This window comes from Blastopirellula marina, assembly GCF_002967715.1.
GTDB lineage: Bacteria > Planctomycetota > Planctomycetia > Pirellulales > Pirellulaceae > Bremerella > Bremerella marina_B.
Genome location: NZ_PUIA01000085.1, coordinates 22,874 through 47,745, shown reverse-complemented (window position 1 = coordinate 47,745; position 24,872 = coordinate 22,874). Strand labels below are relative to the sequence as shown.

Genomic DNA, 24,872 nt, shown 5'->3' with positions numbered 1-24,872 from the left:
CTTGGCTTACTTCTTGTTCAACCAGATGTAGCGAACTTCAATCGCCCCGTCGCCAGGGATCTTCAGCGCCGACAGAGTCAACGTATCACGCCCCTTGGGAAGCTTGAGCGAACCAAGCGAAAACGGTTTGAAATCCTTCACCGGCGATTCGGCACCACGATCGAACCGGTCTCGCTCGGGACCGTAGCTTTCGGGATCGTGTGCTTGTTTGATCGTGGCCGAGGTTTTCTGCCCCAGTAGTTCGGCCTGGATCTCGACGCCGACGTTTTCCTGTGGGCAGGTATAGTAGATGATCGCTTCGTACTCGCCCGGCTCACCTACTTCGACATCCCACGTCACGGTGTCGTTGGCCGTCTTCCAATTGGTGAAGTAAGAACAGTTCGGGGCGTTAGCGCTACGCTTGATGCCCCCATGGCCGTTCCCATCGCGGGCCGGTAGCGGCGTGTTCTCCGTGTAACCCACGGTAAAGGGGCGATCGTCCTGCGTGGGAAGCATCTCCGAGCGATACTGCTTGGCAACTGCTTTCAGTTGGGCCAAGACTTCCGGATGATCCTTGGCAACGTTCTTGTATTGTCCACGGTCGCTGGTGATATCGAATAGCTGTCCATCGTTGTCGAGTCGATACGTTTGATTACGCACGCTGACTTGATTGTTACGTGAGGCGATGAGATAGCGATCTTCCCACTCGGCGGTGTCTTGTGTCAGCAGTGGCTTAAGGCTGATGCCGTCGATTGGTTTGGGGAACTCCGATTTGATTCCAGCAAAGTCAAGCAAGGTAGGCAGCAGGTCGACGGCACCGGCGATTGGCTCAATGGTTCTGTCTTGAGGAATATGCCCTGGCCAACGAATGATGCACGGAACGCGTGTACCACCTTCATCGAGCGAGCCTTTGCGACCTTTCATCCCCCCGTTCCAGCGGAAGCTATTGGGTCCGTTGTCGGCGAAGTAGATGACGATCGTGTTATCGGCCAGGTCGAGTTGATCGAGCTTCTTTAGGATGCGTCCCACGTTCCAGTCAATGTTCTCGCACATGGCCAACGCGGCGCGGGTCATGCCGAGTTGTTCCTTTTGGGGATCTCGATTCTTCATCTCGGGATCCATGTTGGCGAACTTGTCGTAGAACTGATCGGGAACCTGCATCGGCGAATGAGGCGTGCAGTACGGGACGTAGCAGAAGAATGGTTTGTCCTTGTTGTCTTCGATAAACTTCATGGCGTGGTTAGTGAAGTCGTCGGATACATAGTCATCGCCGCGGACGAGTTGGTTATTGTGATCGAGTTCCGGGCTGAAGTAATGCCCCCAGTGACCCGAGCAGAAACCGTAGTACTCATCGAAGCCGCGGGCATTGGGGTGGTAAGGGAACTGCATGCCGTTGTGCCACTTGCCGAAGGCCCCGGTCACGTAGCCTGCTTCTTGGAAGTACTGGGCAATTGTCTTCTCGTCGATGTTCAAACGTTCCTGTCCGGTCGAAACACCGCGAACGCCAGTCCGGGCATAGAACCGACCGGTCAGCATTTCAGCACGTGTCGGTGCGCACAGGTGGCAGACGTAGAAGTTCTCGAACAGGGCTCCCTCTTTCGCTAGTTGATCGATGTTGGGCGTGGCGAGGTTCTTATTGCCATGCACGCTCAGATCACCCCAACCTTGGTCGTCGGTGAGGATCATTACGACGTTGGGTTTCGTGGCGTCGGCGGCATACGCGAACGTAGGCAAAAACAGGCCAAAAGCGAGCAGGAGTAGCGAAAAAAGACGTGGCATGATGAAACCTTCAGTCGTGAAGGGGCATAGATTGGTGGGCTTCAGATGCACGCTATTGTCCTCGCCTGAAAGCCGCCGGTCAAATTGAGACCACGAGGATTCCCCTGCTTGTGACCCTATTTTTTCAGATTTCTCGATGATACGTCCCGTTGTTTGTTCTGTTCTGTTTTTGTGCTTCGTAGCCACTGCGCTGGGCCAACAGCGAGCATCGCTGATTGATCCTCAACAAAAGCTGGGAGGCTGGACGTTCGACAACGGTAAAGAGTTCCCCGGAGCAGTCGGGCACTTGGAACTCAAGCAGGAAGAAATGCCAACGCTCGTACTGCACGGTGACTTCTCGAAGGGGGGAATGTACGTCCAGGCTGCCAAACATTTGCCAGACATTCCTATCGATACGGTAACGTTTGAAGTGAATGTCCCACGCGGTGTCGAGAAACTGACGACGCGTCTGATCGATGGTACGGGGCAATGCCACCAATTGAATATTCGCCTGGGGGATAAAGGAGGGTGGCAACAATTCACCTTCCCGGTGGCACGCTACTTTGCTTCACTCGAAGCCGGAGCACCGATGGATATCGTGACCGGCTACGAGAAATGGAGCGGCGCAAACGATGGTCGTTGGCATCAGCCAGGGAAGTTGCTCGTCTTCCTCGCCGGTCGCGAGGCACTCAAGGAAGGGAACATTGCGATCCGCAACGTGATGCTCTTGCCGACAGCACCCAAAGTCGAAATCGCGAAATCGATTCGCCTGGATGACGTCGGAGAAGAAGGGACCGGCACGTGGCAATACAACAACGGAAACGAGTTTCCTGGTGCCAAAGGCAGCCTCGTCATCATCGAAGGACCCCGCAGCGACGAGCACGCACTTCGACTTAGTGCTGACTTTAGTGCCGGAGGGCGTTATGTTGGCGTGCGTAGCAGCTTCGCACAGCTCGATGTCAAACAAAGCAAGTCGATCGAACTTCAAGTACGCTCCGATGAAGTGAAGGAGTTTTCACTGCGTCTGGTCGACAGCAGCGATCAAACCCATCAGCGGCATGGTATTGCGATGGTCGCCGATGGTCAGTGGCACGCCATGACGATCGACCCCGTGCAGATTGCCGGTGGCGAACATTGGGGAGGGGCCAACGACGGCAAGTGGCACGGGGCGGTCAAGCTGCTCGAAGTAATGCTCAATGGCCGTTCGTCCGAGTCACCTATGATGAGCCTCGACTTGGGGGACATCCGCATGGAAGCGATCGTCGAAGGGGAACGCTCACGCAGTGCGTGGACCGAAGGCTTCGACGGGGATGCTACTGGCTGGCAGACGCAAGGTGACGTTCGCATCGATTCACAGTTGTCCCTGCAACGCTCCCTCGAGAAGCTTCAGCAACCTACGCTGGCTGACAGCTCGCTATTTCCCGTGCAGCAGGGAACTTGGGAATTTGCCTATCGCTGGCGATCGAAGCTGCATTCGCCAGATAACTCGTTTCATGGAGCGGTTTCCATCAAGACTTTCGATGTCGATGGTAACCTCCTGGCGACCTTTCCCCTAGCGATTGGTTACGGTGAGAACGATTGGGAGCAGGTTAGCAAGTTGGTCAAGCTTCCTGCCAAAGCGAAAACGGCCCAATGGGAAGTGCAGCTGAACAAGGCGTATGGACAGTTTGCGATCGACGATCTCTCGGCAGCCCGGCTGGTCGTGCAACCGGCCGAACCGAGTGTTGAAAGTATTCGCATTGCCACGAAAACAGTGGGGAATCTGTTCTATCCCGGCGATGCTATTGAATTTCAAGTAACCGTCCCCACCACCAAAGCACTACAGCCGAGCGATCGCGAGCTTCAGTGGGAAGTCCGCGACTATCAAGGCAAAGTGGTAGCTCGGCCCACGGATGTTGCGCTCGTCGCTGCCGAAGGAAAACGGCAGCGGGAATATCAGGCCAACCTATCGGTAGAGGCCAGCGAATTAAATGTTGGGCAGTTTTACGAACTACACGTTTCCGTCCCGCAAGGAGAAGGGAACCCGATCACCGAGTTCTCCGGTTTCGCGATCCTGCCAGAAGCGGCGAGCAAGCAATATCGCCCCGAGCAAATTCCCTTCACCATTCGCAACTGGGATAGCCGCATCGGAGATTACTTTTACCTGGCCGATCGCTTAGGGCTACGGATGATGGGCGTGTGGGGTGGCTGGTCGAACAAGCCTCCTTACAAGCCGCATCTGCCGGGACTGGATGTCGTGAAAAAACTGGATGCTAAGTGGGTGACCGGTACGCCTTGTTCGCAGGTCGAAGACGAAGGATTCAAAAGTGTGACCGAGGAGTCGCTACGAGAAGGGATGACCAACTTCCTGGAAGCTTACTCTGACCAGGGCCTCGCCATGATCGCGCTAGGCAACGAACCACACGGCAAGGGGCAAGTCGTGCTGGATAACGTGAAAGCTTACAAAACGGTCTACGAGGCAGTGAAAGCGTTCGATCCGGAGATCCACGTGATCGGTACGTCCGTCGAGCCGAACGAAGAGTATTTTCAGGCAGGCTATCAGAACTACCTCGACTCGTATGATTTTCACATTTACGAGCACTACACCAACGTTCGCCGCACGATGGCCGAGTATCGCGAGCTGATGCGCAAGTACGGCGCGGTGAAACCGATCCACTCGACCGAGCTGGGGCTCAACAGCCAAGGTCAGGCGCGGTTGGCCGTTGCTGTCGAGTTGATTAAGAAGTGCACCGTCTTCTTTGCCGAAGGGGGAGAAACGGTCAGTTGGTTTACGATCATGTATCCTGATAAAGACGGCAACGCCCGCGGCCAGTTCGGCGATGCTCACTGTGTGTTTGACTGCAAATTCAACAACTACAACCCACGTTTGGATGCCGTGGCATATTACCACATGATCAATAGCCTGGCCGTGAAGAAGTTCCAGGCAGAGAAACAGCACCCTGACGGGACGCAGGAGTTTCTGTTTGTCGATGACCAGGGAGAATGCCTGAAAGTCGTATGGAACGACAACGGCAAGAAAATTGTCGACCTTGGCGTCGCGGCGGACGCCAAGGTCGACGTGATCCGCATCGATGGTCTGAGGAAACGCATCGATGCGAATCGGGCATTGGTTTCAATTGAGGTCTCTGGTGAGCCTGTGTTGGTCTTGTATCGTCAGCCGAACAAAGCGGCCAAATAAGTGCTCCTACGACTCGGCCGGGGAGGGAAAAGGATAGGTTGCGTAGCCTTCCTCGGGGTAGGCAATCACAACTTCCCCTTGCCGCGATTTCGGTTTAGGAATCGGTACCGCATTGTGGGGAATGATTGGCGGCAGCGGTTCCAGCGAGGCCATCAGGTTGCCGCGAATCGTTTCTGAAATTTGATTCAACGGAAGGTGATTGAGCCGTGACTTGCTGAACGGGTTTTCTAATTCGACGCCAATTTGATCGAGGGCCAGTAACGGATAAGCCACCAGAAATACGATCAGCGGCGTCGCCACGCCTGCCGCGTCGACAATCGCGATCGGCAAGAACATCAGGTACAGAAACAGGAAGCGGCGGATCTTGATCGAAAACGCCGAGGCCAACGGCGTTTTTAAGATTCGCTCGCAGCCGCCGATGTGATCGATCAGTTTCGCTCGCTCCGATTCGGCTTGTAGAAAGTAAAAGCGATCCATCTCGCCAGAGTCGACGGCTTGCTTCAGCAGGTCTGCCACCCGGTGAATCGCGTACAACGGCATATGGTCGGCCTGGCTGAGCCGACGCGTTTCGGCTGTCCCGACGATCTCGCACATCCCTTGGATTTCGTCGAACTTGTGTTCCCCTCGCAGGCTATGGTGGCAAGTCGCCGAAAACGCAGCCACCCAACGCGTGTAGTCTTCTCGCCAGGAGGGATTCGTCGGGCCGTAAATCAGGCCAATTTGGGCCAGGTTACGTGACTGATTGACGATGCCTCCCCAGATCTTGCGTGCTTCCCACCAGCGGTCGTAGCCAGCATTGGTACGAAGAACCAAGAGCAATGCCAGGACGGCACCAATGTATTCGTAATGCGCGGTTGCCAGGCCGTTCTTCAAATGAAACGCTTCAAATAAAGCGTAGATGATCGCTCCGAATGCGGTAAAGCCAAGTAATCGCCCTGCCACTAGCGGAGTTACCGAGCCGTTGAGCCTGAAGACTTCCGTCCAAAAACCTTCTCGAATCATGTTCCTGCTTCTTTCATCCGTGGAATCGTACCGGGGGGATACTGGCGCGGTAGTTGGTTGGGTCATCCCATCAGGTACAGATCGAACTGCGTGTGATGGAGGAAATCTAAAGCGACGTGTCCTCGGATTCTCCTCCATAGCCCTGTTACACGCGGAACCCCCATGACGACGACGTCGGGGGCCCACTTGCGCGCGTAGGGAATGAGCACCTTGCGTGGTGAACCGGCAAGCCGTCCGACCTCGAGATCAGCGTGCCTGGCCTCGCAGTAGTCACGCATCGAGTTAAGGAGCTTCGACGAAGGATCGGCCGCCGCACCGACACCCAGCAGACGGCAATGGGCACTGCGTACTGGTTTTTGCGTCAGGAAGGTGCGAATCACGCGAGCCGACGATTCCGAGCCATCGTAAACAAGGAGAAATCGGTTCGGGTTCGTGTTCGATCCGCGCGAAATATAAACCGGCTGGCGACTTTGAACGACAAGCTCGATCAGCTCAGGGGCATTCAATTCACCAGGCAACTGACGAGCATGATCGGCCGATCGCGTGATCAGCAGATCGTGGTATTGCGCTTCGCGGACCAGGCTTTGAATCGGGTTCCCTTCGATGCCCAGCGTATCGAAGTCAATCTGGTAACGCTGGCCGACTTGCTCCATTTGCTGGTGCGAAATCCGTTGCCGTCGCTCGGCATGAGCGATTCGATGCGACTCGGAAACGGCATACGCGGCGGAGTCTAAGTGTCCAGCGTTTTGCAGGCCACTGGTATCCAGGGTGGAAAGGCCTCGCAGTCGCGCGGACGTGCGATGAGAGATTCTCGCTCCCAATTCAATGACTTGATCTGCTCCGAAGGATCCGCTCAAGTGAAGTAGCACTCGCTTAAGCACTGTGTAGCCTCTTCTGTCCGAAAGAATCATGCAATCACGAAGATCGTTTCATGCATTGGCGACCCAACCGTGGCTCGCGGCATGTAGAGTTATACGGAAAAGTCGAGTTCAGAACCCCCTATTTTCTTTCGTTGCCTGACATTCAAAATTTCTATGCTGGCGTCTGTCTTGGTCAGACATTTAAAATTTCTATGCAAGCAGGCTAAGGGGCGAAAACTATCCCTTTTCTTCATCAATTAAGCCGATGGCAGCGGACAAATGAAAGCTGATAGCTAGAATGTCAGGCACCCCTTAAGAGCTATCGCTGCCTTGGAATTCCGCAGGTGTCGCAGCCCCACGATACGAGCGGGAGCATTGGATAAACGAACTGATGATTGAGCGTCTCCAGGATTTGAATTTCCTGCACTTGTTCTATTTTTGGGTGGCCGTACGTCAGGGCAGTATTACGGCGGCATGTGATCACTTGCATCTTTCTCAGCCGACGGTGAGTTCCCAGATTAAGAAGCTCGAGAAATCGCTGAATCACGAACTGTTCGATCGAAGTGGGCGCGAACTACGGCTGACCGATGTCGGTTCAACCGTCTTTGAATACGCCGACGAAATCTTCTCGGCGGGGCGTGAAATGTTAGGTAGCTTACGCGGGCTGCCGTCGCAGCGGTCGCTACGGCTGAGTGTGGGCGTACCGATGTACGTGCCCAAACTGATCACCTACCGACTGCTGGAGGCCGCTCTCCGGTTTCCTGAACCGGTGCAGATTGATTACCACGAAGCCCCGATGGAACAGTTGGTGGCAGACCTTGCTCGGCATCGGCACGACTTGATCATCTCGGATCGATCGATTTCGTCCGACGGCAACAAGCGTTGTTTTAATCATCCGTTGGGGGACTGCGCGGTCGCGTTTTGTGCCGTCAAGCCAATGGCCGACCAACTGCGGGCAGACTTTCCCCAATCGCTGCAGCGTGCTCCGTTGCTATTGCCATCGCCACAAACGGAATTGCGACGCAATCTCGATCGATGGTTTGACGAAAACGATATCTGCCCGAAGATCGTGGCTCAGTTCGACGACAGCGCAATGCTCAAGGAATTCGGAAGAGGGGGGGCCGGCGTCTTTCCCACGCCAGCGGCCGTACTGGATCAGGTATGCCAGCAATACAACGTCGAACTAGTGGGAACACTTGAAGAGCTGCGAAGCCATTTCTTCGCGATTACCGCCCAACGGAAACTGCTGCATCCCGTGGTGATGGCCATCTCGGAAGAAGCCCCGAAGATCCTGTTTGATATACGAAATGGCACGAATCTCTTGAACGAACAGAATCCAAGTACTTCGTAGCCAGGCTCTACAGGACCTGTCACATTCGCCAGAATGCAGTAATGAGTTACTTTGTTCCTGTGAATTGCTTCATTGATAATTAACGTTTGTCGGCGATTGAATCTGCTAGAATCAGCCATTAGGGAACTAGCAGTGGTTGATGTGGAAAGGAACTCGCATGGCAACAACAGTGGCGATTATTGGGTTTCTTTTGGCGGCCTATTCCATTGTCGCAAACGATGCGATTCAAACCCTGGGCACTTTCTTAAGCTCCAATGCAAAACGCCCCTAGTGGGTTTTGTGGGATTTTGCCTGCACCAGTCGATCGTGTTTTGCGTTTTCTGTTGAGCCGCGAAGGACAACAAGCTTTACTTGATGCAGGCTACGTTCCCTTGTCCTCGGAATTGGCTTCGCAGCAGCAGGGAAAGCTTTCCGCGGAATATATCCTAAGTTGGTACGAGTAGTTTTTCATTGATGGCAAAAGATGATTATGAGTGACTCCAATCCTAGTGACGACCACGAACGCTTACACAATGAAATCCTCGATTCGCTAGACGAAGAGTTCGAAGCCGAATTGGAAGACGCGATGATGGATCGCGTGGGCTCGCGCGACGAAGCGATCGAAGAGGGGCATTTGTCGCGGAGAGTCTACTTCCGGGAACTGCTGCGTCTGCAGCGTGAACTGATCAAGCTGCAAAACTGGGTGGTCGAAAGCAAGGCGAAAGTTGCGGTCCTATTTGAAGGACGGGATGCAGCCGGCAAAGGAGGTGCAATTAAACGCATTACGCAGCGATTGAATCCCCGCGTGTGCCGCGTGGTAGCCTTGTCGGCCCCGAGCCAACGCGAGCAAACACAGTGGTATTTTCAACGCTATGTACAGCACTTGCCAGCCGGCGGAGAGATCGTCTTGTTCGATCGCAGTTGGTACAACCGGGCTGGCGTCGAACGTGTAATGGGCTTCTGCAATCAACAGCAACTGGAAGAGTTCTTTCGAACTGTACCTGAGTTTGAACGGATGCTGGTCCAATCAGGCATGTACCTGATCAAGTATTGGTTCTCGATCAGCGACCAGGAGCAACAGTTTCGCTTCCAATGCCGTATCGACGATCCGCTGAAGCAGTGGAAGCTCAGCCCGATGGATCTTGAATCGCGCCGGCGGTGGGAACAGTACACCGTCGCCAAGGAAGAGATGTTTGCCCGCACCAATTTCTCGGAAGCACCCTGGTGGGTTGTCGAAGCGGATGATAAGAAGCGAGCCCGGCTCAACTGCATCCATCACTTTCTGCAGCAGCTTCCCTACACGGAAGTCCCGCAGGAAAGGATCTCGCTTCCGCCACGCGAGCACGACGAAGGGTACCGGCGGCAACCCCTTCCCGAAGATGTGATTGTGCCGTCCGTGTATTAGGCATCGCCCTGGACGTTTTATCTTGATTGCCATTAAACGAAAAAAAGCCCGCCGAGCAGATACTCGGCGGGCTTTTCTATTAGGTGATGTACTAAATCGGTTTAGTACATGTCGTCGTGGCTGTGGCCACCCTTCTTGTCAGCCTTCGGCTTTTCAGCGATCAAAGCATCGCTGGTCAGCAGCAAGGTAGCGACCGAAGCGGCGTTGGCCAGGGCGGTCTTGGTAACCTTGGCTGGGTCGATGACGCCCGACTTGACCAGGTCTTCGTAGGTGTCGGTCAGAGCGTTGTAACCCTGGTTGCCCTTCGAGTCCAAGATCTTTTCGCAGATGATGCTGCCATCTTTACCGGCGTTGGTGGCGATCGTGGTGATCGGAGCACGGCAAGCGCGGATAACGATGTTGAAGCCGATTTCTTCGTCATGCGACAAGCCATCTGGCTTAACCTTCGACGAAGCACGCAGCAGAGCAACACCACCACCCGGCAGGATGCCTTCGGCGGCAGCAGCACGGGTAGCGTGCAGAGCGTCTTCGACGCGGGCCTTCTTTTCCTTCATTTCGCTTTCGGTCGCGGCACCGACGTTGACCTTAGCAACGCCACCGGCGAGCTTGGCCAGACGTTCTTCCAGCTTTTCCTTGTCGTAGTCGCTGGTCGAGTTATCGATTTCGCGGCGGATCTGAGCGATACGATCCTTGATGTTCTGGGTATCGCCGGCACCTTCGATGATCGTCGTGTTGTCTTTGTCGATGATCACCTTCTTGGCGCGACCGAGTTCGGCCAGACCGAGGTTTTCCAGCTTAATGCCCAGGCTTTCGAAGATGGCCGTACCACCGGTCAGGATGGCAATGTCTTCCATCATGGCCTTGCGGCGGTCGCCGTAGCCAGGAGCCTTAACGGCGGCACAAACGAACGTACCACGCAGGCGGTTGATCACTAGCGTTGCCAAAGCTTCGCCGTCAACGTCTTCCGCGATGATCAACAGCGGCTTGCTCTGCTGAACCACAGCTTCCAGAACCGGAACCAGGTCCTTGATGTTGCTAATCTTCTTTTCGAAGACCAGAACGTAAGCGTCGTCCAGTTCGACCTGCATGCTGGTCGGGTTGGTGACGAAGTAAGGGGACAGGTAGCCGCGATCGAACTGCATCCCTTCAACCCATTCGACTTCGGTGGCAAGCGACTTGCCTTCGTCGACGGTGATGACGCCGTCCTTACCGACCTTTTCCATGGCGTCGGCCAGCAGTTCGCCAATTTCGCGATCGTTGTTCGAAGCGATGGCACCAACGTTGGCCATTTCTTCCTTCTTCTTGATCGGAATCGCCATGCCGTTCAGTTCGGCGGTGATGGCGTTGACGGCCTTTTCGATACCGGCCTTCATTTGAACTGGGTTCACACCGGCGACAACGGCCTTCAAACCTTCGTTGAAGATCGCTTCGGCCATCAGCGTGGCGGTGGTGGTACCGTCGCCAGCGACGTCGCTCGTCTTGCTGGCAACTTCACGAACCATCTGAGCGCCCATGTTTTCGTAGACGTCTTCCAGTTCGATTTCCTTGGCCACGGTCACGCCGTCCTTGGTGACGGTTGGGCTGCCAAAGGATTTCTGGATGATGACGTTACGACCCTTGGGGCCGAGGGTCGTTTTGACGGCTTTCGCCAACTTGGATACGCCGCGACGGATGGCTTCGCGTGCTTCCTGATCAAAGGCGATGATCTTTGCCATCGATGGTATCTCCTAAATGTTTCGATTCGTCTGAGGTTGTGTACGAGAATGAATGACCGAAGGTCGATTTCTAGCCTTCGATGACGGCCAGGATGTCGTCTTCGCGGAGCAGGATGACTTCGTCGTCGCCGACGGTGAAGGTGTCGCTACCGGCATACATGCTGAAAACGACCTTGTCGCCTTCCTTCACTTGCAGTGGGCTGCGGCTGCCGTCTTCCAGCAGACGACCGTTGCCAACGCTCACCACCACGCCACGCGATGGCTTGTTCTTGGCGGTTTCTGGCAGGAAGATCCCGCCCGAGGTCTTTTCTTCCAGCTCGTCACGACGGACGACAACGCGATCGCCCAGGGGCTGCAAACGCTGTTTGGTGCTCGAAGCCTTCTTTTTCGTAGCCGTTGCCATGCTAATGCCTTCCTCCAGAAAACTAGGGGCTTGTGTCTCCTGATCTCAGGAGACGCCGATGCGGGATATGAACGGTTGGCTCATCCGTGCCGCGGTAAGTCTGAACCGGGCCCGACTGCCATTGTTGCGCGAACAATTGCGTAGAGATTCAATCTTGCAACTAGCGTGCCAGAAAGTGTCTGTGGTGGCGCAAGTTGCTTAATGGCAATGGCTTATGGTGAATATATTTCGCAGAGGCCCGACCAGAAATGGCGGCCTAGGACTGGTCTGCCATTATGACAGAAAAAAAAGGCCGTCCCATGTTGGGGACGGCCTTAGGCTTATTTTGGCATGGCAATCGTTGGCTATGGAGCCATGTCGCCCCCTGCCAGTGCCGAGCCGATGATGTTCAGCACGACGCTACCTACAATCGCACCGGTCCAGATCAGCATGAGCTGGCTGGCTCCGTACTTCCCTGCGTTGATCCAGCCCATCACAAACGCGATCAGACCACCGATACCACAGAAAATCGTAACAATGCAGATGATGCCCAGTGTCGAGTCATCGTTCTGAAACATTTTAACAATGATCAGGATGAAACAGACAAGGCTTACGATGCCTAAGATGCCGGCCAAGCCGAGGAATAGAAATGCCATGGTGTAGACTCCCCCATTAGACTTACGAAAGCACGTTTCACCCCGAAACGTCATGTAAGAAAGTGTTGTACCACCAAGAGTTAGCCCCGATCAAGTGTTTTCCGCAAGCTTTGCCCAGGGATTTAACAAGAACTGATCGGAAGCCTCGCAATGAGCTCTCAAAGCTCCCGTAATCGGAACAACTTCACGCGCTGCTATCGCTGCCGTGCCTCGTGATCGCTGATTAACCCCACGAACAACTCGAACGCCAGTTGCAGTAGGCTGCCGATCAGCCCGAATATCAGTTCAATCGTATCCATCGTGTCTCCCCTGAGAATGACCAGAGTACTGGTAGTCATTCGGAGTGAGAGAAACATTCTTAGACACAATCTCAGGCGATTGCGTTCTTAAACGCGAATCGTCTTTCCCTTGGCCACCGAGTCGGCCTGCTTCTGGCAAAGGATTAGGGCGTCGACGGCTAATTCCCCGCCGAGGATATCGGACGGCTTGCCTTCTTCGATGCTCTTTTGCACTTCCTTCAGCTCGGCGGCGAACGAGTCGACTGGATCGCCCCCCTTGAGCTTCGGCTGCTTCGACTTCCCCTTCTTGGGCAGCACCGTCAGCGGCATCGAGACCACCGGGGCGTCATCAATCACGGCGAAGTCCATCAACAGCGTGGCTTCTTCGTAGTGGATCTCGAAGCCATGGGTGAAACTACGAGCTGCCTGGTGCAGCACGCCGCTGGTAGCCGTTACGACGTAGCTTTTGTCGGCGAAACCGAACTGCGTGGTGCAGTACTCGACACAATCCCCTCGCATGCGGCCGCTGCTGGTCACGCTGGTTGGCATGCCAAACATCAGGCGAATGAAGTGGGCATCGTGAATGTGCAGGTCCAAGAGGGGACCGCCTACCTTTTCCAGGTTGAAGAAGTCCTTGATCCAGGTCGGGTCGTTGATCAATCGCTTGAAGTGCCCACCCAGCAGCTTGCCGAACTTGCCGCTACGGGCCGCTTCCAACGCGAAGTTGAAATCGGCGAAGAAGGGAAGCACATGGGCGGTCAGCAGCAGCTTGCCATTCTTCTCGGCTGCTTTCTGCATCCGCTTGGCGGCGGCAGGATTCAGGGCGATCGGCTTTTCGACCAGGACATGCTTGCCAGCGTTCAGCGCCGCGATGGTTGCTTCTTCGTGCAGGGCAGGGGGGAGGCAAATGTCGATCATGTCGATTGAATCGTCGGCCAACAGCTCTTCGAGCGTCGCACAGACGTTCATCTTCGAGACATCAATCTGCTCGCCAGCCGGGCCAAAGTTCCCTTTGATGCCTCGCCAGTCCCCTTTTTGCTTCTTGGCATCGCGCGAGCAAAAGCCGGCCACACTCATCCCGCGTACCTTCTGGTAAGCGAGGTAGTGAATCCAGCTCATAAATCCAACGCCAACGATGCCAACTTTAATCATGGTGTCTCTCGAGTGTGAGGAGGAGGTGGTAGGGTTTGTCAATAGTTAACACAAATTAACGTCGCTTCGCACGTGTCAGTGTCAAAAAAACGTTCTGCGAAAACTTACGGCTTAGATGCGGCAGGTCTTCTCGAACCGAGGAAACGCATCGTCCCACATTGTGGGAGTCTTCGGTTCGTACGTTACCACGGGGAAGCTGTTGCGAATAACTTCACGTCCCTCGGCCAGGCTGCCGATGTCGCCGGAAGCGACGGCTTGCAGCATGAGGTTGCCAATCGCGGTCGCTTCCACGGGGCCGGCCACCACCTGGCAGTTGCATGCATCGGCGGCCATCTGACACAGCAGTTGGTTCTGCGTACCACCACCGACGATGTGGATCGTATCGATCTTGGTGCCGGTCAAATCCTGCAGCTTGCGATGCACCACGCGGTATCGCATCGCCAGGCTCTCCAGCACGCAGCGAATGAGTGCCCCGTCGGTTTCAGGAATAATCTGACCGGTGCGGCGGCAGAAATCACGCAGCTGCGCCGGCATGTCCTGTGGAGCGGCAAAGTCGGGATGATCTGGGTTCACGAACGAAGCCAGTGGCGTGGCTTCCTGCGACATGCGAACCAGGTCGGAATAGCCGTACTCGTGGCCACCTTGCTTCCAGATGCGGCGGCATTCCTGCACCAGCCACAGCCCGGCGATGTTCTTTAGCAAACGCGTTGTGCCATAGACGCCCCCTTCGTTGGTGTAGTTAAACTCGGCGCACTGGTCGTTGATGATCGGATGAGGCGTCTCGACCCCCATCAGCGACCATGTCCCGCTGGAGATATAGCACCAGTTGGGCATCTCTCCGGGCGAACTCTTCGCCGGTACGGCTACCACGGCCGAGGCCGTATCGTGCGTACCAGGGCGAACGACCTTCGTGCCGCTCAGGCCGATCTGTTCGAGCACCGTTTCGCGCAGCGGCCCCACCACGGTGCCTGGGTCGACGATCTCGCCGAAGATGTGTCCTGGCAGGTCGAAACCGTCGATCAGCTTCTGAGACCACTGCTTGGTAACGGGGTTGAACAGCTGCGTGGTGGTGGCGTTGGTGAGCTCGTTTCCTTTTTCCCCGGTCAACAGCCAGTGAAACATGTCGGGCATCATCAGAAAGCTTTGGGCCGCCTCCAGGATCGAGCTGTTGGCCTCCCGCATGGCGATCAGCTGATACAGCGTGTTGATCTCCATGAACTGCAAACCGGTCTCGGCAAAGATCTCTTCACGGCTGACCGTGGCGAATGCTCGGTCGAAGATCCCCTGGGTGCGTGGATCACGGTAATGATACGGATTGCCAAGCAGTTCGTCGTTGCGGCCGAGAAGCGCGAAGTCGACCCCCCATGTATCGACCCCAATGCTGCTGATGTCGCGGCCAAACTTCGTGCCGGCACTGGTCAGACCGTCTTTGATATTCTGCCAAAGCTTCAAGAGGTCCCAGTGCAGATGCCCGGCGAAGGCAACCGGTCCGTTCTCGAAGCGATGGACTTCTTCGAGTTCCAGCTTGGTACCATCGAATCGGCCACCGAGAACTCGACCACTGGAAGCACCCAGGTCGACGGCGAGGTAGGTCTTGTTAGACATAGTTGAACTTTTTAGTGCAGATGCAGGATTGGGGGAACCGTATTATCAGAGACAGGCAGACAAGGGGTTAATGCCGGTCACGATGGAATTGGGATTGCAGTTTAATAGACGCAAGCGGCCTCAACAATCAGCGTTTTCTGGGTAGTTTCTTGAGAAAGTGCCTGCTGGCCCAATCGCTAAAAAACGCGTGTCCGCTTAAAACTAATGTCTGTCCGATCGAAACAAAAAACGACAATGAATTACGCACCGACGTCTTTCGCTTCCGAGGTTATGGCCTGTGGATCCGCTTGAAATCCTGGCACTCAACCTGATTGTGATTCTGGCCGCAGGCTTCGTGTCGGGTGCGTTTTGTCGTTATTACCACTTTTCGACGATTGTGGGCTACCTGGTGGTTGGGGCCATTATTGGCGATGGTGGCTTGCAGATTCTGCATACAGAAAACCACGATCTCAAGCATCTTGCGGAAATGGGAGCCCTGTTCCTTCTGTTTTCGATCGGTACCGAAATCTCGTGGGAAGAACTCAAGCATGTCGGCCCATGGATCCTGGTGGCTGGCTTCGTTCAACTGGTTGCCGTAAGCGTTCCGGCCAGCTTATTGTTTGCGATGATCGGGATTCCCTGGCAAGGAGCCGCATTATTGGGGGCGGCGGTGGCACTCAGTTCGACCGTGCTCGTCTTTCGCGCCCTGCACGAGCTGAACGTAGCTTCCTCGCCTGGGGGCTTGCGCAGCGTGGGGATCTTGCTGTTTCAAGATATGGCGATCGTCCCACTGATGCTGGCCGTGCCTCTTTTGGCTGCCACGGGCGAAAATTCCAGCTATGAGTTCATCCGCCTGGCGACCGTTTCGCTGCTGTTTGTGACCACGATTCCCGTTCTCGCGTTCGTAACCCACCGTTTCGCGCTGCCGCTGTTTTCGATGCTTCGCAGCCGTGAACTGCTGCTGCTTTTCGCGTTGGCACTGCTGGGCGGCGGCTGCTTCGTGGCCCATATGCTTGGGCTTCCGGCAGCATTCGGGGCCTTTGGAGCAGGCCTGATCCTCGGCGGAAATCGCTTCACGCAGCAGGTCGATGCCCTGACGCTGCCGTTCCGCGAAAGCTTCGCGGCGGTGTTCTTTATCTCGCTGGGTGGTTTGCTCGATATTCAAGCGCTGCTGCGAGATCCGATGTTGGTGCTGATTGGTTTTCCCCTGATTGTCGCGGTGAAAACACTGGGGGCGGCCTTGGCTCTGAAGCTTTCCGGCATGAACTGGAAGGTCGCTTTATTGATGGGGCTGGGGCTTTCGCAGGTAGGCGAATTGAGCTTTCTGCTGTTGTCGGCAGGAATGGAATCGAAGCTCATCAACGAGGCGCACTACAACCAAATGCTGGTGCTAGCGATCGGTACGATGATTCTGACCCCAGGCCTGATCAAATGGGGTATTCGTAAGCTGCGCGACGAACCGGCGTTGCATACCAAGAAGGAAGAAAAGCCGATCGAGGCCCGCGAGCAGATTCGCGAAGCGGTGATCATTGGCGTGGGGCCGGTTGCCCGGCAAGTTGCCTCGCGGATCGAAACTTCCGGGGCGGACGTCCGCTTTATCGACCTCAACTCGGTGAATACCTATCCCTTGGTACAAGCCGGTTTCCGAGCCGTCACCGGCGATGCCACCAAGCGTAAGACGCTCGAAGAAGCTGAGATCGCCCACGCCAACCTGGTTCTGGTGGCTGTGCCGGACGATGAAGCATCGGTGCAAATCGTCAAAACGATTCGCGGGATGAACCGCCACTGCACCATCCTGGCCCGCTGCCGCTATCAGCGGAACCGCGAACGTCTGCATCTGGTGGGTGCCGACTACGTCACCGACGAAGAGTCGCAAACGGCCCTGCAACTGATCGGGATGATTGAGAAGCTGGCCGAGAGTGAATCGTTCTAAATCTCAGGCCTTCTGCGGCCAGATCGTTTTCAGTGTGAAGTTTTCAGTTTTCAGTAAGAGGATCGTGCTACGCCAATCCTACTGAAAACGGAACACTGAAAACTTCAAACTCCGTCTCAGACAGCACAACCGTCACAAATCGTCGTGAAGTTCACCACGGACCGTAACCGATGTAATCTTTCAGCATCGAACCCATTGTTGACTAAGTTGGTCATGATAGTTAACAATGAACCCATAGGAAGCATAACCTATGCCAGCAATTAGCCTTACCTCGGTGGTCCCGATTGAAGTGAATGCCATGTCGGCCGGTGAAGTAACTCCCCAGCAGCAAACAACTTCCGAAATGCTACAACCCACGCCTGAGCTGATGGCCGAGCTGGCGGAAGCCTCCCAGCGGCTTGAATCGGCCACCCCGGAAGAGATCATCCGCTGGGGTGCCGAGCGCTTCGGCTTGAAATTGACCATGGGTACCGCTTTTGGTCCGGAGGGGTGCGTCATTCTTTACCTCCTTTCCCAGGTCGCCCCTCAAACGCCCGTCTTTAACCTCGACACAGGCTACCAGTTCCAGGAAACGCTCGACGTTCGCGACCAGATTCGCGAGAAGTTCGGCATCGATGTCGAACTGTTGCAGCCGGAACACACGGTCGAAGAGTACGAACAAATCCACGGCGGACCCCTCTATAAGACGAACCCCACGCAGTGCTGCTTCGATCGCAAGATCAAGGTCCTCAAGCGTGGTGCGGAAGGGAAGCATGCCTGGATCAGTGCGATTCGCCGCGATCAAAGCGAAGACCGAGCCAAGGCCAGCATCGTCGGCTGGGATAAGAAGTTCGGCCTGGTGAAGATCAACCCGCTGGCCAACCAGAGCAAAAGCTGGGTTTGGAGGATGATCACCGAACATGGCATTCCGTACAACGTGCTCCACGATCAAGGCTACACCAGCATTGGCTGCTGGCCCTGCACGCGGGCCGTACTGGCCGGCGAAGACGAACGAGCCGGTCGTTGGAGCGGTACCGCCAAGACCGAGTGCGGTTTGCACACGATGGAAGACGATAGCCCCAACGCGTAGGCAATGATGACAGTCTCGGCGAAAACCGAATACGCATGCATCGCGATGATCGAACTGGCAGCCCGGTATGAATCGGGTCAACCAGCTCGGCTGCGCGAGATCGTCGAGGCCCAAGGTATCCCGCAGCCGTTTCTCGTGCAGATTATGGCCCAGCTTAAAGCTGCCGGCCTGGTGCTCACCTCGCGTGGCTCTGCCGGTGGCTATCGGTTGGCTCAGGCACCCGATCGTATTACCTTGGCCGATATTTTTCAGGTCATCGAAGGGAACGGCGATCAGACCGAATCGAATCTGCAAAAGCCAACGCCAGCGACCGAAGCATTGTGTGGTGTGTGGGGGCAAATCAGTCAGGCACGCACGAAGCTTCTGGAAGAGGTGACGCTGGCCAATCTGGCCGCACGCGTCGCCGAACAACCCGACGAAATGTTTTACATCTAGAAGGGGTCTCGATGGACTCGCACCTAATCCCCAAAGAGTGGCTCACCGCGCCCACCACGCTGCAAGAGATCATGGCCACGTGCAACAACCCCGATCCTCAGGTCGCGGCGGTCGCCAACCACTACCTCAACCAGGCTGCTCCTCTGTTTCAAAAGATGCAGCCAGGGGACGAACTGTGGAATTACTCTTCGCCTAACAGCCACTGGGCCAACAACCGCGGCGACGCCGGCCTGGCCATCGTCCGCAACGGCGAACTCATCGCCAGCATGTGCATGGTGCGGAACTAAACGCTACGGCAAGCGATGTCCCATTTTGTCGCGCTTCGTATCCAGGTATTTCTGGTTGTGTGGGTTTGGTTCGGGGTGAATCGGAACCTGATCGACCACTTCCAGGTCGAAGCCGCCGTAGATGAATGCGTCGGTCTTCTTCGGGTTGTTCGTCAGCAGACGAATCTTCGATAGGCCCAGGTCTTTCAGAATCTGAATCCCCACGCCGTAGTCGCGCATGTCGCTCTTGAAGCCAAGGGCATGATTCGCTTCGACCGTATCGAGCCCCTGGTCTTGCAGGGCGTAGGCTCGGATCTTCGCTTTCAGACCGATGCCGCGTCCTTCCTGCGGCAGGTAGATCAAAGCCCCCACCCCCTCTTCGCTGATTCGCTGCAGGGCCATTTTCAGCTGATCGCCACAGTCGCAGCGCAGCGAGTTGATCAGGTCCCCCGTGAAGCAACTGCTGTGCAAGCGAACCAGTGGGGCTTCGACCGAAGAGAGATCCCCCATGGCGATCGCCACCGGTTCCTGCGTTTCGTACTTGACGTCGTAGACGATGATGTCGAACTCGCCGAAGGTTGTCGGCAGCTTCGCTTCTGCGCCGCGTTCGACCAGCTTCTCGTTCACGCGGCGATGGCGGATGAGCTGTTCGATGGAGATGATCTCGAGGTTGAACTTCTCGGCGATGGCGATCAGTTCTTCACGCGATGCTCGGTCTCCTTCTTCGTTGAGGATCTCGCACAGCGAACCTGCCGGGGTCAGGCCAGCCATGCGGGCCAGATCGACCGCTGCTTCGGTGTGCCCGGCGCGACGCAGCACGCCCCCTTCTTTGGCCAGCAGGGGGTAAACGTGGCCAGGCCGGACGAAGTCGTCGGCGGTTGAATTGTGGTCGACCATGGACATGATCGTTTCCGAGCGTTCTTTGGCCGTGATGCCGGTTTTGGCGTTCTTGTGGTCGATGGGGGTCGTGAAGGCCGTACGCAGCGGGGCGTTGTTGTTCTCGACCAGCGGGGTCAGTTCCAGGCGTTCGCACACATCCGGCAGGCAAGCCGTGCATAGCAAACCGCGCCCCTGGGTGATCATGAAATTCACCACTTCGGGGGTCGTTTTTTCCGCAGCAGCGACGAAATCTCCTTCGTTTTCCCGATCTTCGGCATCGACCACAATGATGACTTTGCCAGCTTTGATCGCATCGACGGCCGCTTGCACGGTGGAAAATCGGTTGCTCACGGGAAGCACTCTCCTGATAGACACGGGGCATCGCCGATGGAAAAAGGGATGCCCTGCACGATCCTCGGGGTTAATATTGGGCAACGTCGGCGGAATAACTCATTATAGGACCCGCACCTTTGCGGCATAGTTCACCTTGACGGAGTCCGTAGTGACTGCTTGGAAAACAATATTCGTTGCGTTTTTTGCTTTTGCGGCCATAGCGGCCCCGGCGATGGCCGAATCTCCTTCGATTCGCAAGGTGCCCAATCTCGTTTTCGCCGAGCGGGAAGGCAAGACGCTCAAGGCCGATCTCTATTTGCCCCCAGGCGAAGGACCCTACCCGACCATCCTCATGATTCATGGCGGAGCGTGGGTCGGAGGTTCGCGAAGTCATATGACAACGCATGCGTTGTTCCTGGCCAATAACGGCTACGCGGTGGCGACAATTACGTATCGTTTCGCCCCCAATCACATTTTCCCAGCTCAACTGGAAGACTGTCAGTCAGCGCTCAACTGGCTGGTCACGCATGCCGACCAGTATCAGTTAGATACTAATCGCATGGGCGGCTGGGGCTACTCGGCCGGTGGCCATCTGGCGTGTCTTGTGGCGACCGTTGAAGCTGAGAAGGGGGCCGGCGTGCCGCAGCTGAAAGCGGTCGTCGCTGGGGGTGCTCCGTGCGATTTCACCTGCGAGCCACCCCAAAGCGAACGGCTGAAATTCTTTCTCGGCGGGTCGCGAGCTGACGTGCCTGGTACCTACGAAGAAGCATCGCCACTAACCCATGTGACGGCCAAGTGTCCTCCGATTTTCTTTTTTCATGGAACGCAGGATAGTGTCGTTCCGATGCGGAATGCCGAGGTCATGCACGACAAACTCACTGCGTTGGGCATCCCGACCACCTTCTACAAGCTGGAAGGGCGCGGGCACCTGGGAACGTTCATCGATCCCGCCGCCAAGCGAGAGGCATTGAAATTCCTGGACGGACATCTCAAACTCGGGAAGTCGTAGTTTCGTCGTTCCCTTTGGGAAAAGAGTCATCCCCTGTCTGTGAGAGTTATCCGCCAAAGATGAGTGACGAGGCGCAGTCATCCCCTGAGTTGGAGGCCGAAGAATTTGTTGAGCAGCGGCACTTCTTCGAAGGAATTCAGGCAGGGCTGGCCGACAACCGCCCGATGCAAGAGATTCTGAAGTCGGTTCGTGATGAGATTCTCGTCACGACCAAGCTGCCGATGGCCATCGACTTCATGGCGGCCGAACTGCGTCACAGTGGCCAGTTTCACCCGGCGATGAAGCGTCTGGCCCACTATTTCACCGGCTTTCAGACCTTTATTGTCGAGTCGGCGGAAGACGATCGAGGGCGGTTCGACTTTCAGACAGGCCTCGAAATTTTAAAGTACGAGGTCAAACTCCGGGCCGATCACGCGACTCCGCAAAGCTTGTTTCTCTACCAGTTCGAGACCATCTGTCGGCACCGTTTGAAGTACGACAACGGCTTCGCCGCGATGGCCATCGACCCGATGTACGACGAGAACTGGCGGCAATTCCTCGAGGTCAATCGTCGGCGGATCGGGCTGATCGATATCGCCGACATGATCTACCTGCGCAGCGAGCATTACATCACGCAGCAGAAACGCCGCGGCGGCAAGCTGCCAGGGGACGATTACCCCACGCTGTTTGGCGAGCGCGAAGGACGCATTGCCCTGGCCAACCGCAAGCGAGACCCGCTGCTGCTGTTTTCCGCCTTGCAACGCCAGCTTGGCTATCCGAAAGTGCCGTCTAAAAAGAAGATGGACGAAGAGCTGTTCCTCATCCCGCAAATGATGCGGCGAATGGAACGGATGGAGGCCCGCATCAAGCTTCTGGAAGATGAGAATCGCGGCGGGATCGATCTCTCGAAGTTCTACGAGAAAGAAGGCCGCCCGCCGAAATTCGGCGACTTCGACGATTAGGCATGGCACCCAGATGCTGTGATGCGGTGCCTACTCTGAATATCCACCAAAATGGTCGGTTGCTATCGTGATTGGTATTTCCCACTTCGGACGCGAACCATAAAATGGATGACGTTGTCCAATTTGGTGTAAATTGCGGTAATTTCTCCCGGTTTTACCCATGTTTCGCAGGTCGGCTTGTTCTACCGATTGGGGGACATTGCTAGACTATACGGTTACGCGAACCCCGAAAAATCGGCATAACCGGCAAAATTGCCTCATAAAAAGCGGGGACACCGTCGAAATTTCAATTAGTTAGCGCAGTTTTGCGAGGCTGTTGGAAGTTCGGAAATCAACAGAAAGATTGAAGGCGGACTGCTGCTATTGATAGCAGCGGTCAATCGGCTTTTGCCCTGGTGGCTATGAACCACGAAGCAAAGTCCGTTCGGCCCAGGCAAGCTGACGCGTTTGCGAGCCCCATCGCAGATGTCAGTTTCTGGTCGTTACCGGCATCCCCGATCGATACCAATCGGTGGACTACCCGCTTCGTCGACTTCCTCCAGCAAACCCGATCTGCAGGCGATCCCCAGCGACTGGGTTTGAATTCGCCTGATTCGGGAAAACAGCCTCTCTTCTGCCAGCTGACTTCCCGTTTTGGGAGGAATGCGAGCCCAAATTGCGTGGCAGACATTGATAACATTTGGTTGAGTAGTAAATCACGAAATTTCGAATCATCACTCACTGCCTGTCATCGCAGAACCAACCTGATTGAACAGTGCGAACGACGCGAAATTTGCCGCGAACTCGCGCTTTTCCATAATACCCATAGAAACCCTGTTGTTGCTCGGATTGCCCGATAAACCATGTCCACCACTACTGATGAAACGACGGTCGTAAAAGAGATTCAGCCTTTGGAAGAAGCCACTGTGCGCTTCTGCGGCGACTCTGGCGACGGTATGCAATTGGCCGGTACGCAGTTCTCGAATACCTCGGCCCTGGCCGGTAACGACATTGCGACCTTCCCTGACTTCCCGGCTGAAATCCGTGCTCCGCGTGGAACGCTGGCTGGCGTGAGTGGTTTCCAGATTCACTTCGCCTCGCACGATATTTTCACCCCAGGCGAAACGGTCGATGCGCTCGTGGCCATGAATCCCGCGGCCCTCAAAACCAACCTGGGCGACCTGAAGCGCAACGGCGTGCTGATCGTCAACAGCAACGCGTTCGACAAGAAGGCGCTTGGTCAGGCCGGTTACGAAAACAACCCGATCGAAGACGATTCGCTCACCGCCTACCAGGTTTTCTCGGTCCCCATGACCAGCATGACCCGTGGTGCCGTGGAAGGGCTCGACCTGAGCCAGAAGGAAGCGGACCGCTGCCGTAACTTCTTTGCGATGGGCCTGGTCTTCTGGCTGTATGGTCGCTCGATGGAGCCGACCCTGCGATTCATCGATGCCAAGTTCTCGAAGCTGCCGGCCATTGCTGAAGCCAACCGCCGCGCTTTGAAAGCCGGTTATAACTTCGGCGAGACGACCGACGCTTTCCGCAGCAGCTACTCGGTCGAAAAGGCCAAGCTGCCACCAGGCAAATATCGCAACATGACCGGCAACCAGGCACTCGCTTGGGGCTTGATCAGTGCGGCCAAGCTGAGCGAGAAGAAGCTGTTCCTTGGTTCGTACCCGATCACGCCAGCCAGTGACATTCTGCACGAACTGAGCAAGTACAAGAACTACGACGTGCTGACCTTCCAGGCCGAAGACGAGATCGCAGCCGTTTGTGCTGCGATTGGTGCGGCCTACGGTGGCGAGATGGCACTCACCACGACCAGTGGCCCCGGTATGGCCCTCAAGGGTGAAGCGATGGGCCTGGCGATGATGCTGGAACTGCCCCTGGTGATCGTCGACGTTCAGCGTGGTGGACCCAGCACCGGTCTGCCAACCAAGACCGAGCAGGCCGACTTGCTGCAAGCCATGTTCGGCCGAAACGGCGAATCGCCGATACCGATCATCGCGGCCCGCAGCCCTGCTGACTGTTTCGACGTGGCCATCGAAGCCTGGCGAATCGCAACGCGTTTCATGACGCCAATCGTCATCCTGACCGACGGCTACATTGCCAACGGTAGCGAGCCGTGGCGGATTCCGAACATGGCCGATCTACCGAAGATCGAAGTTTCGCATCCTGGCCCGCGTAACGAAGACGATCCGCCGTTTATGGCCTACAAGCGAAACGAAGAGCTGGCCCGTCCATGGGCGATTCCAGGTACTCCTGGCTTGATGCACCGCGTTGGTGGTCTCGAAAAACAGGATGGTACCGGTAACGTTAGCTACGATCCGCAAAACCACCATCACATGGTGCTGACCCGTGCCAAGAAGGTTGCCAACATTGCCGAAGCGGTTCCACCGCAAGAGGTGATGGGCAGCGACAGCGGCAAGGTGTTGGTCGTCAGTTGGGGCGGAACTTATGGTTCGTGCCGCACGGCCGTTGCCCGACTCCAAGCCCAAGGCAAGTCGGTCAGCCACGCTCATGTGCGTTACCTCAACCCGTTCCCGCGTAACCTGGGCCAGTTGCTTTCGCAGTTCGACAAAGTGCTGGTTCCGGAATTGAACCTGGGCCAACTGCGAATGTTGCTTCGCGACAAGTTCCTGGTAGACGCAGTCGGATTAAACAAGGTGCAAGGCAAGCCTTTCACCACGACCGAGATCGCCGAAAAGATCGAGTCAATGTTGGACTAACCCAAGCATGTTCCCTCTCG

General features: G+C 55.9%; 19 protein-coding genes. 10 read left to right on the top strand and 9 right to left on the bottom strand.

Features of this window, described 5'->3' with window-relative positions:
- Nucleotides 1–6: 6 nt before the first annotated feature.
- Nucleotides 7–1,758, bottom strand: coding sequence for an arylsulfatase (locus C5Y96_RS25165; RefSeq protein WP_105359473.1), 1,752 nt, complete (start codon nucleotides 1,756–1,758; stop codon nucleotides 7–9).
- A gap of 136 nt (nucleotides 1,759–1,894) precedes the next feature.
- Here C5Y96_RS25165 and C5Y96_RS25160 point away from each other — a divergent pair, with 136 nt between their 5' ends.
- A complete protein-coding gene (locus tag C5Y96_RS25160; protein ID WP_146115805.1) occupies nucleotides 1,895–4,915 on the top strand; it encodes a hypothetical protein in 3,021 nt (1,006 codons plus the stop codon).
- Nucleotides 4,916–4,921: 6 nt separating this feature from the next.
- Here C5Y96_RS25160 and C5Y96_RS25155 read toward each other — a convergent pair whose 3' ends face one another.
- A complete protein-coding gene (locus tag C5Y96_RS25155) occupies nucleotides 4,922–5,917 on the bottom strand; it encodes a bestrophin family protein (RefSeq protein WP_158261421.1) in 996 nt (331 codons plus the stop codon).
- A gap of 62 nt (nucleotides 5,918–5,979) precedes the next feature.
- Entirely contained in the window at nucleotides 5,980–6,774 is a 795-nt protein-coding gene (locus C5Y96_RS25150; protein WP_158261420.1) for a universal stress protein, read from the bottom strand.
- 394 nt (nucleotides 6,775–7,168) lie between these two features.
- On the opposite strand from C5Y96_RS25150, the gene C5Y96_RS25145 reads away from it, so the two are divergent.
- Nucleotides 7,169–8,128, top strand: coding sequence for a LysR family transcriptional regulator (locus C5Y96_RS25145; protein ID WP_105359179.1), 960 nt, complete (start codon nucleotides 7,169–7,171; stop codon nucleotides 8,126–8,128).
- A gap of 469 nt (nucleotides 8,129–8,597) precedes the next feature.
- Nucleotides 8,598–9,512, top strand: a complete 915-nt coding sequence (ppk2, locus tag C5Y96_RS25140) for a polyphosphate kinase 2 (protein ID WP_105359177.1) — start codon at nucleotides 8,598–8,600, stop codon at nucleotides 9,510–9,512.
- 101 nt (nucleotides 9,513–9,613) lie between these two features.
- Here the strand turns inward: ppk2 and groL are convergent, their stop codons facing one another.
- The 5 genes from groL to C5Y96_RS25115 all read right to left on the bottom strand — a co-directional run bounded on the left by groL (nucleotide 9,614) and on the right by C5Y96_RS25115 (nucleotide 15,300).
- Nucleotides 9,614–11,227 carry a chaperonin GroEL gene (gene groL / locus C5Y96_RS25135; RefSeq protein ID WP_105359175.1) on the bottom strand — a complete coding sequence of 538 codons (1,614 nt, stop codon included), beginning with the start codon at nucleotides 11,225–11,227 and terminating at the stop codon, nucleotides 9,614–9,616.
- A gap of 70 nt (nucleotides 11,228–11,297) precedes the next feature.
- Nucleotides 11,298–11,630, bottom strand: coding sequence for a co-chaperone GroES (gene groES, locus C5Y96_RS25130; RefSeq protein ID WP_105359173.1), 333 nt, complete (start codon nucleotides 11,628–11,630; stop codon nucleotides 11,298–11,300).
- A gap of 344 nt (nucleotides 11,631–11,974) precedes the next feature.
- The gene (locus tag C5Y96_RS25125) at nucleotides 11,975–12,265 is read right to left on the bottom strand and encodes a hypothetical protein (RefSeq protein WP_105359171.1); all 291 of its coding nucleotides are present in this window, start codon (nucleotides 12,263–12,265) and stop codon (nucleotides 11,975–11,977) included.
- A 386-nt stretch (nucleotides 12,266–12,651) separates the two neighbouring features.
- The gene (locus C5Y96_RS25120) at nucleotides 12,652–13,695 is read right to left on the bottom strand and encodes a Gfo/Idh/MocA family protein (protein WP_105359168.1); all 1,044 of its coding nucleotides are present in this window, start codon (nucleotides 13,693–13,695) and stop codon (nucleotides 12,652–12,654) included.
- 111 nt (nucleotides 13,696–13,806) lie between these two features.
- Nucleotides 13,807–15,300, bottom strand: a complete 1,494-nt coding sequence (locus C5Y96_RS25115) for a rhamnulokinase (RefSeq protein ID WP_105359166.1) — start codon at nucleotides 15,298–15,300, stop codon at nucleotides 13,807–13,809.
- 277 nt (nucleotides 15,301–15,577) lie between these two features.
- Between C5Y96_RS25115 and C5Y96_RS25110 the strand changes: the two genes are divergently transcribed.
- The 4 genes from C5Y96_RS25110 (at nucleotide 15,578) to C5Y96_RS25095 (ending at nucleotide 19,003) form a co-directional block, all read left to right on the top strand.
- A complete protein-coding gene (locus C5Y96_RS25110) occupies nucleotides 15,578–17,212 on the top strand; it encodes a cation:proton antiporter (protein WP_105359164.1) in 1,635 nt (544 codons plus the stop codon).
- Between the two features lie 250 nt (nucleotides 17,213–17,462).
- Nucleotides 17,463–18,281 (top strand): phosphoadenylyl-sulfate reductase, encoded by an 819-nt coding sequence (locus C5Y96_RS25105; protein ID WP_105359162.1) that lies wholly within the window; start codon nucleotides 17,463–17,465, stop codon nucleotides 18,279–18,281.
- A 3-nt stretch (nucleotides 18,282–18,284) separates the two neighbouring features.
- A complete protein-coding gene (locus tag C5Y96_RS25100) occupies nucleotides 18,285–18,716 on the top strand; it encodes an RrF2 family transcriptional regulator (RefSeq protein ID WP_105359160.1) in 432 nt (143 codons plus the stop codon).
- A gap of 11 nt (nucleotides 18,717–18,727) precedes the next feature.
- A complete protein-coding gene (locus C5Y96_RS25095) occupies nucleotides 18,728–19,003 on the top strand; it encodes a hypothetical protein (protein WP_105359158.1) in 276 nt (91 codons plus the stop codon).
- 3 nt (nucleotides 19,004–19,006) lie between these two features.
- Here C5Y96_RS25095 and ribA read toward each other — a convergent pair whose 3' ends face one another.
- Nucleotides 19,007–20,212, bottom strand: coding sequence for a GTP cyclohydrolase II (gene ribA / locus C5Y96_RS25090; protein ID WP_105359156.1), 1,206 nt, complete (start codon nucleotides 20,210–20,212; stop codon nucleotides 19,007–19,009).
- 151 nt (nucleotides 20,213–20,363) lie between these two features.
- Here ribA and C5Y96_RS25085 point away from each other — a divergent pair, with 151 nt between their 5' ends.
- From C5Y96_RS25085 to C5Y96_RS25075, 3 genes are all read left to right on the top strand, one after another.
- Nucleotides 20,364–21,203: an alpha/beta hydrolase gene (locus C5Y96_RS25085; RefSeq protein WP_105359153.1), complete on the top strand. Its 840-nt coding sequence runs from the start codon at nucleotides 20,364–20,366 to the stop codon at nucleotides 21,201–21,203.
- A gap of 59 nt (nucleotides 21,204–21,262) precedes the next feature.
- On the top strand, nucleotides 21,263–22,144 hold the full coding sequence (locus C5Y96_RS25080) for a hypothetical protein (RefSeq protein ID WP_105359150.1): 882 nt from the start codon (nucleotides 21,263–21,265) through the stop codon (nucleotides 22,142–22,144).
- Between the two features lie 842 nt (nucleotides 22,145–22,986).
- Nucleotides 22,987–24,852 (top strand): 2-oxoacid:acceptor oxidoreductase subunit alpha, encoded by a 1,866-nt coding sequence (locus tag C5Y96_RS25075; protein ID WP_105359148.1) that lies wholly within the window; start codon nucleotides 22,987–22,989, stop codon nucleotides 24,850–24,852.
- Nucleotides 24,853–24,872: the final 20 nt, after the last annotated feature.

Bases quoted from the DNA above. Each gene is read 5' to 3' on its own strand.
- C5Y96_RS25165 (WP_105359473.1), bottom strand. From the start codon at position 1,758: ATGCCACGTCTTTTTTCGCTACTCCTGCTCGCTTTTGGCCTGTTTTTG.
- C5Y96_RS25160 (WP_146115805.1), top strand. From the start codon at position 1,895: ATGATACGTCCCGTTGTTTGTTCTGTTCTGTTTTTGTGCTTCGTAGCC.
- C5Y96_RS25155 (WP_158261421.1), bottom strand. From the start codon at position 5,917: ATGATTCGAGAAGGTTTTTGGACGGAAGTCTTCAGGCTCAACGGCTCG.
- C5Y96_RS25145 (WP_105359179.1), top strand. From the start codon at position 7,169: ATGATTGAGCGTCTCCAGGATTTGAATTTCCTGCACTTGTTCTATTTT.
- ppk2 (WP_105359177.1), top strand. From the start codon at position 8,598: ATGAGTGACTCCAATCCTAGTGACGACCACGAACGCTTACACAATGAA.
- groL (WP_105359175.1), bottom strand. From the start codon at position 11,227: ATGGCAAAGATCATCGCCTTTGATCAGGAAGCACGCGAAGCCATCCGT.
- groES (WP_105359173.1), bottom strand. From the start codon at position 11,630: ATGGCAACGGCTACGAAAAAGAAGGCTTCGAGCACCAAACAGCGTTTG.
- C5Y96_RS25125 (WP_105359171.1), bottom strand. From the start codon at position 12,265: ATGGCATTTCTATTCCTCGGCTTGGCCGGCATCTTAGGCATCGTAAGC.
- C5Y96_RS25120 (WP_105359168.1), bottom strand. From the start codon at position 13,695: ATGATTAAAGTTGGCATCGTTGGCGTTGGATTTATGAGCTGGATTCAC.
- C5Y96_RS25115 (WP_105359166.1), bottom strand. From the start codon at position 15,300: ATGTCTAACAAGACCTACCTCGCCGTCGACCTGGGTGCTTCCAGTGGT.
- C5Y96_RS25105 (WP_105359162.1), top strand. From the start codon at position 17,463: ATGCCAGCAATTAGCCTTACCTCGGTGGTCCCGATTGAAGTGAATGCC.
- C5Y96_RS25100 (WP_105359160.1), top strand. From the start codon at position 18,285: ATGATGACAGTCTCGGCGAAAACCGAATACGCATGCATCGCGATGATC.
- C5Y96_RS25095 (WP_105359158.1), top strand. From the start codon at position 18,728: ATGGACTCGCACCTAATCCCCAAAGAGTGGCTCACCGCGCCCACCACG.
- C5Y96_RS25080 (WP_105359150.1), top strand. From the start codon at position 21,263: ATGAGTGACGAGGCGCAGTCATCCCCTGAGTTGGAGGCCGAAGAATTT.
- C5Y96_RS25075 (WP_105359148.1), top strand. From the start codon at position 22,987: ATGTCCACCACTACTGATGAAACGACGGTCGTAAAAGAGATTCAGCCT.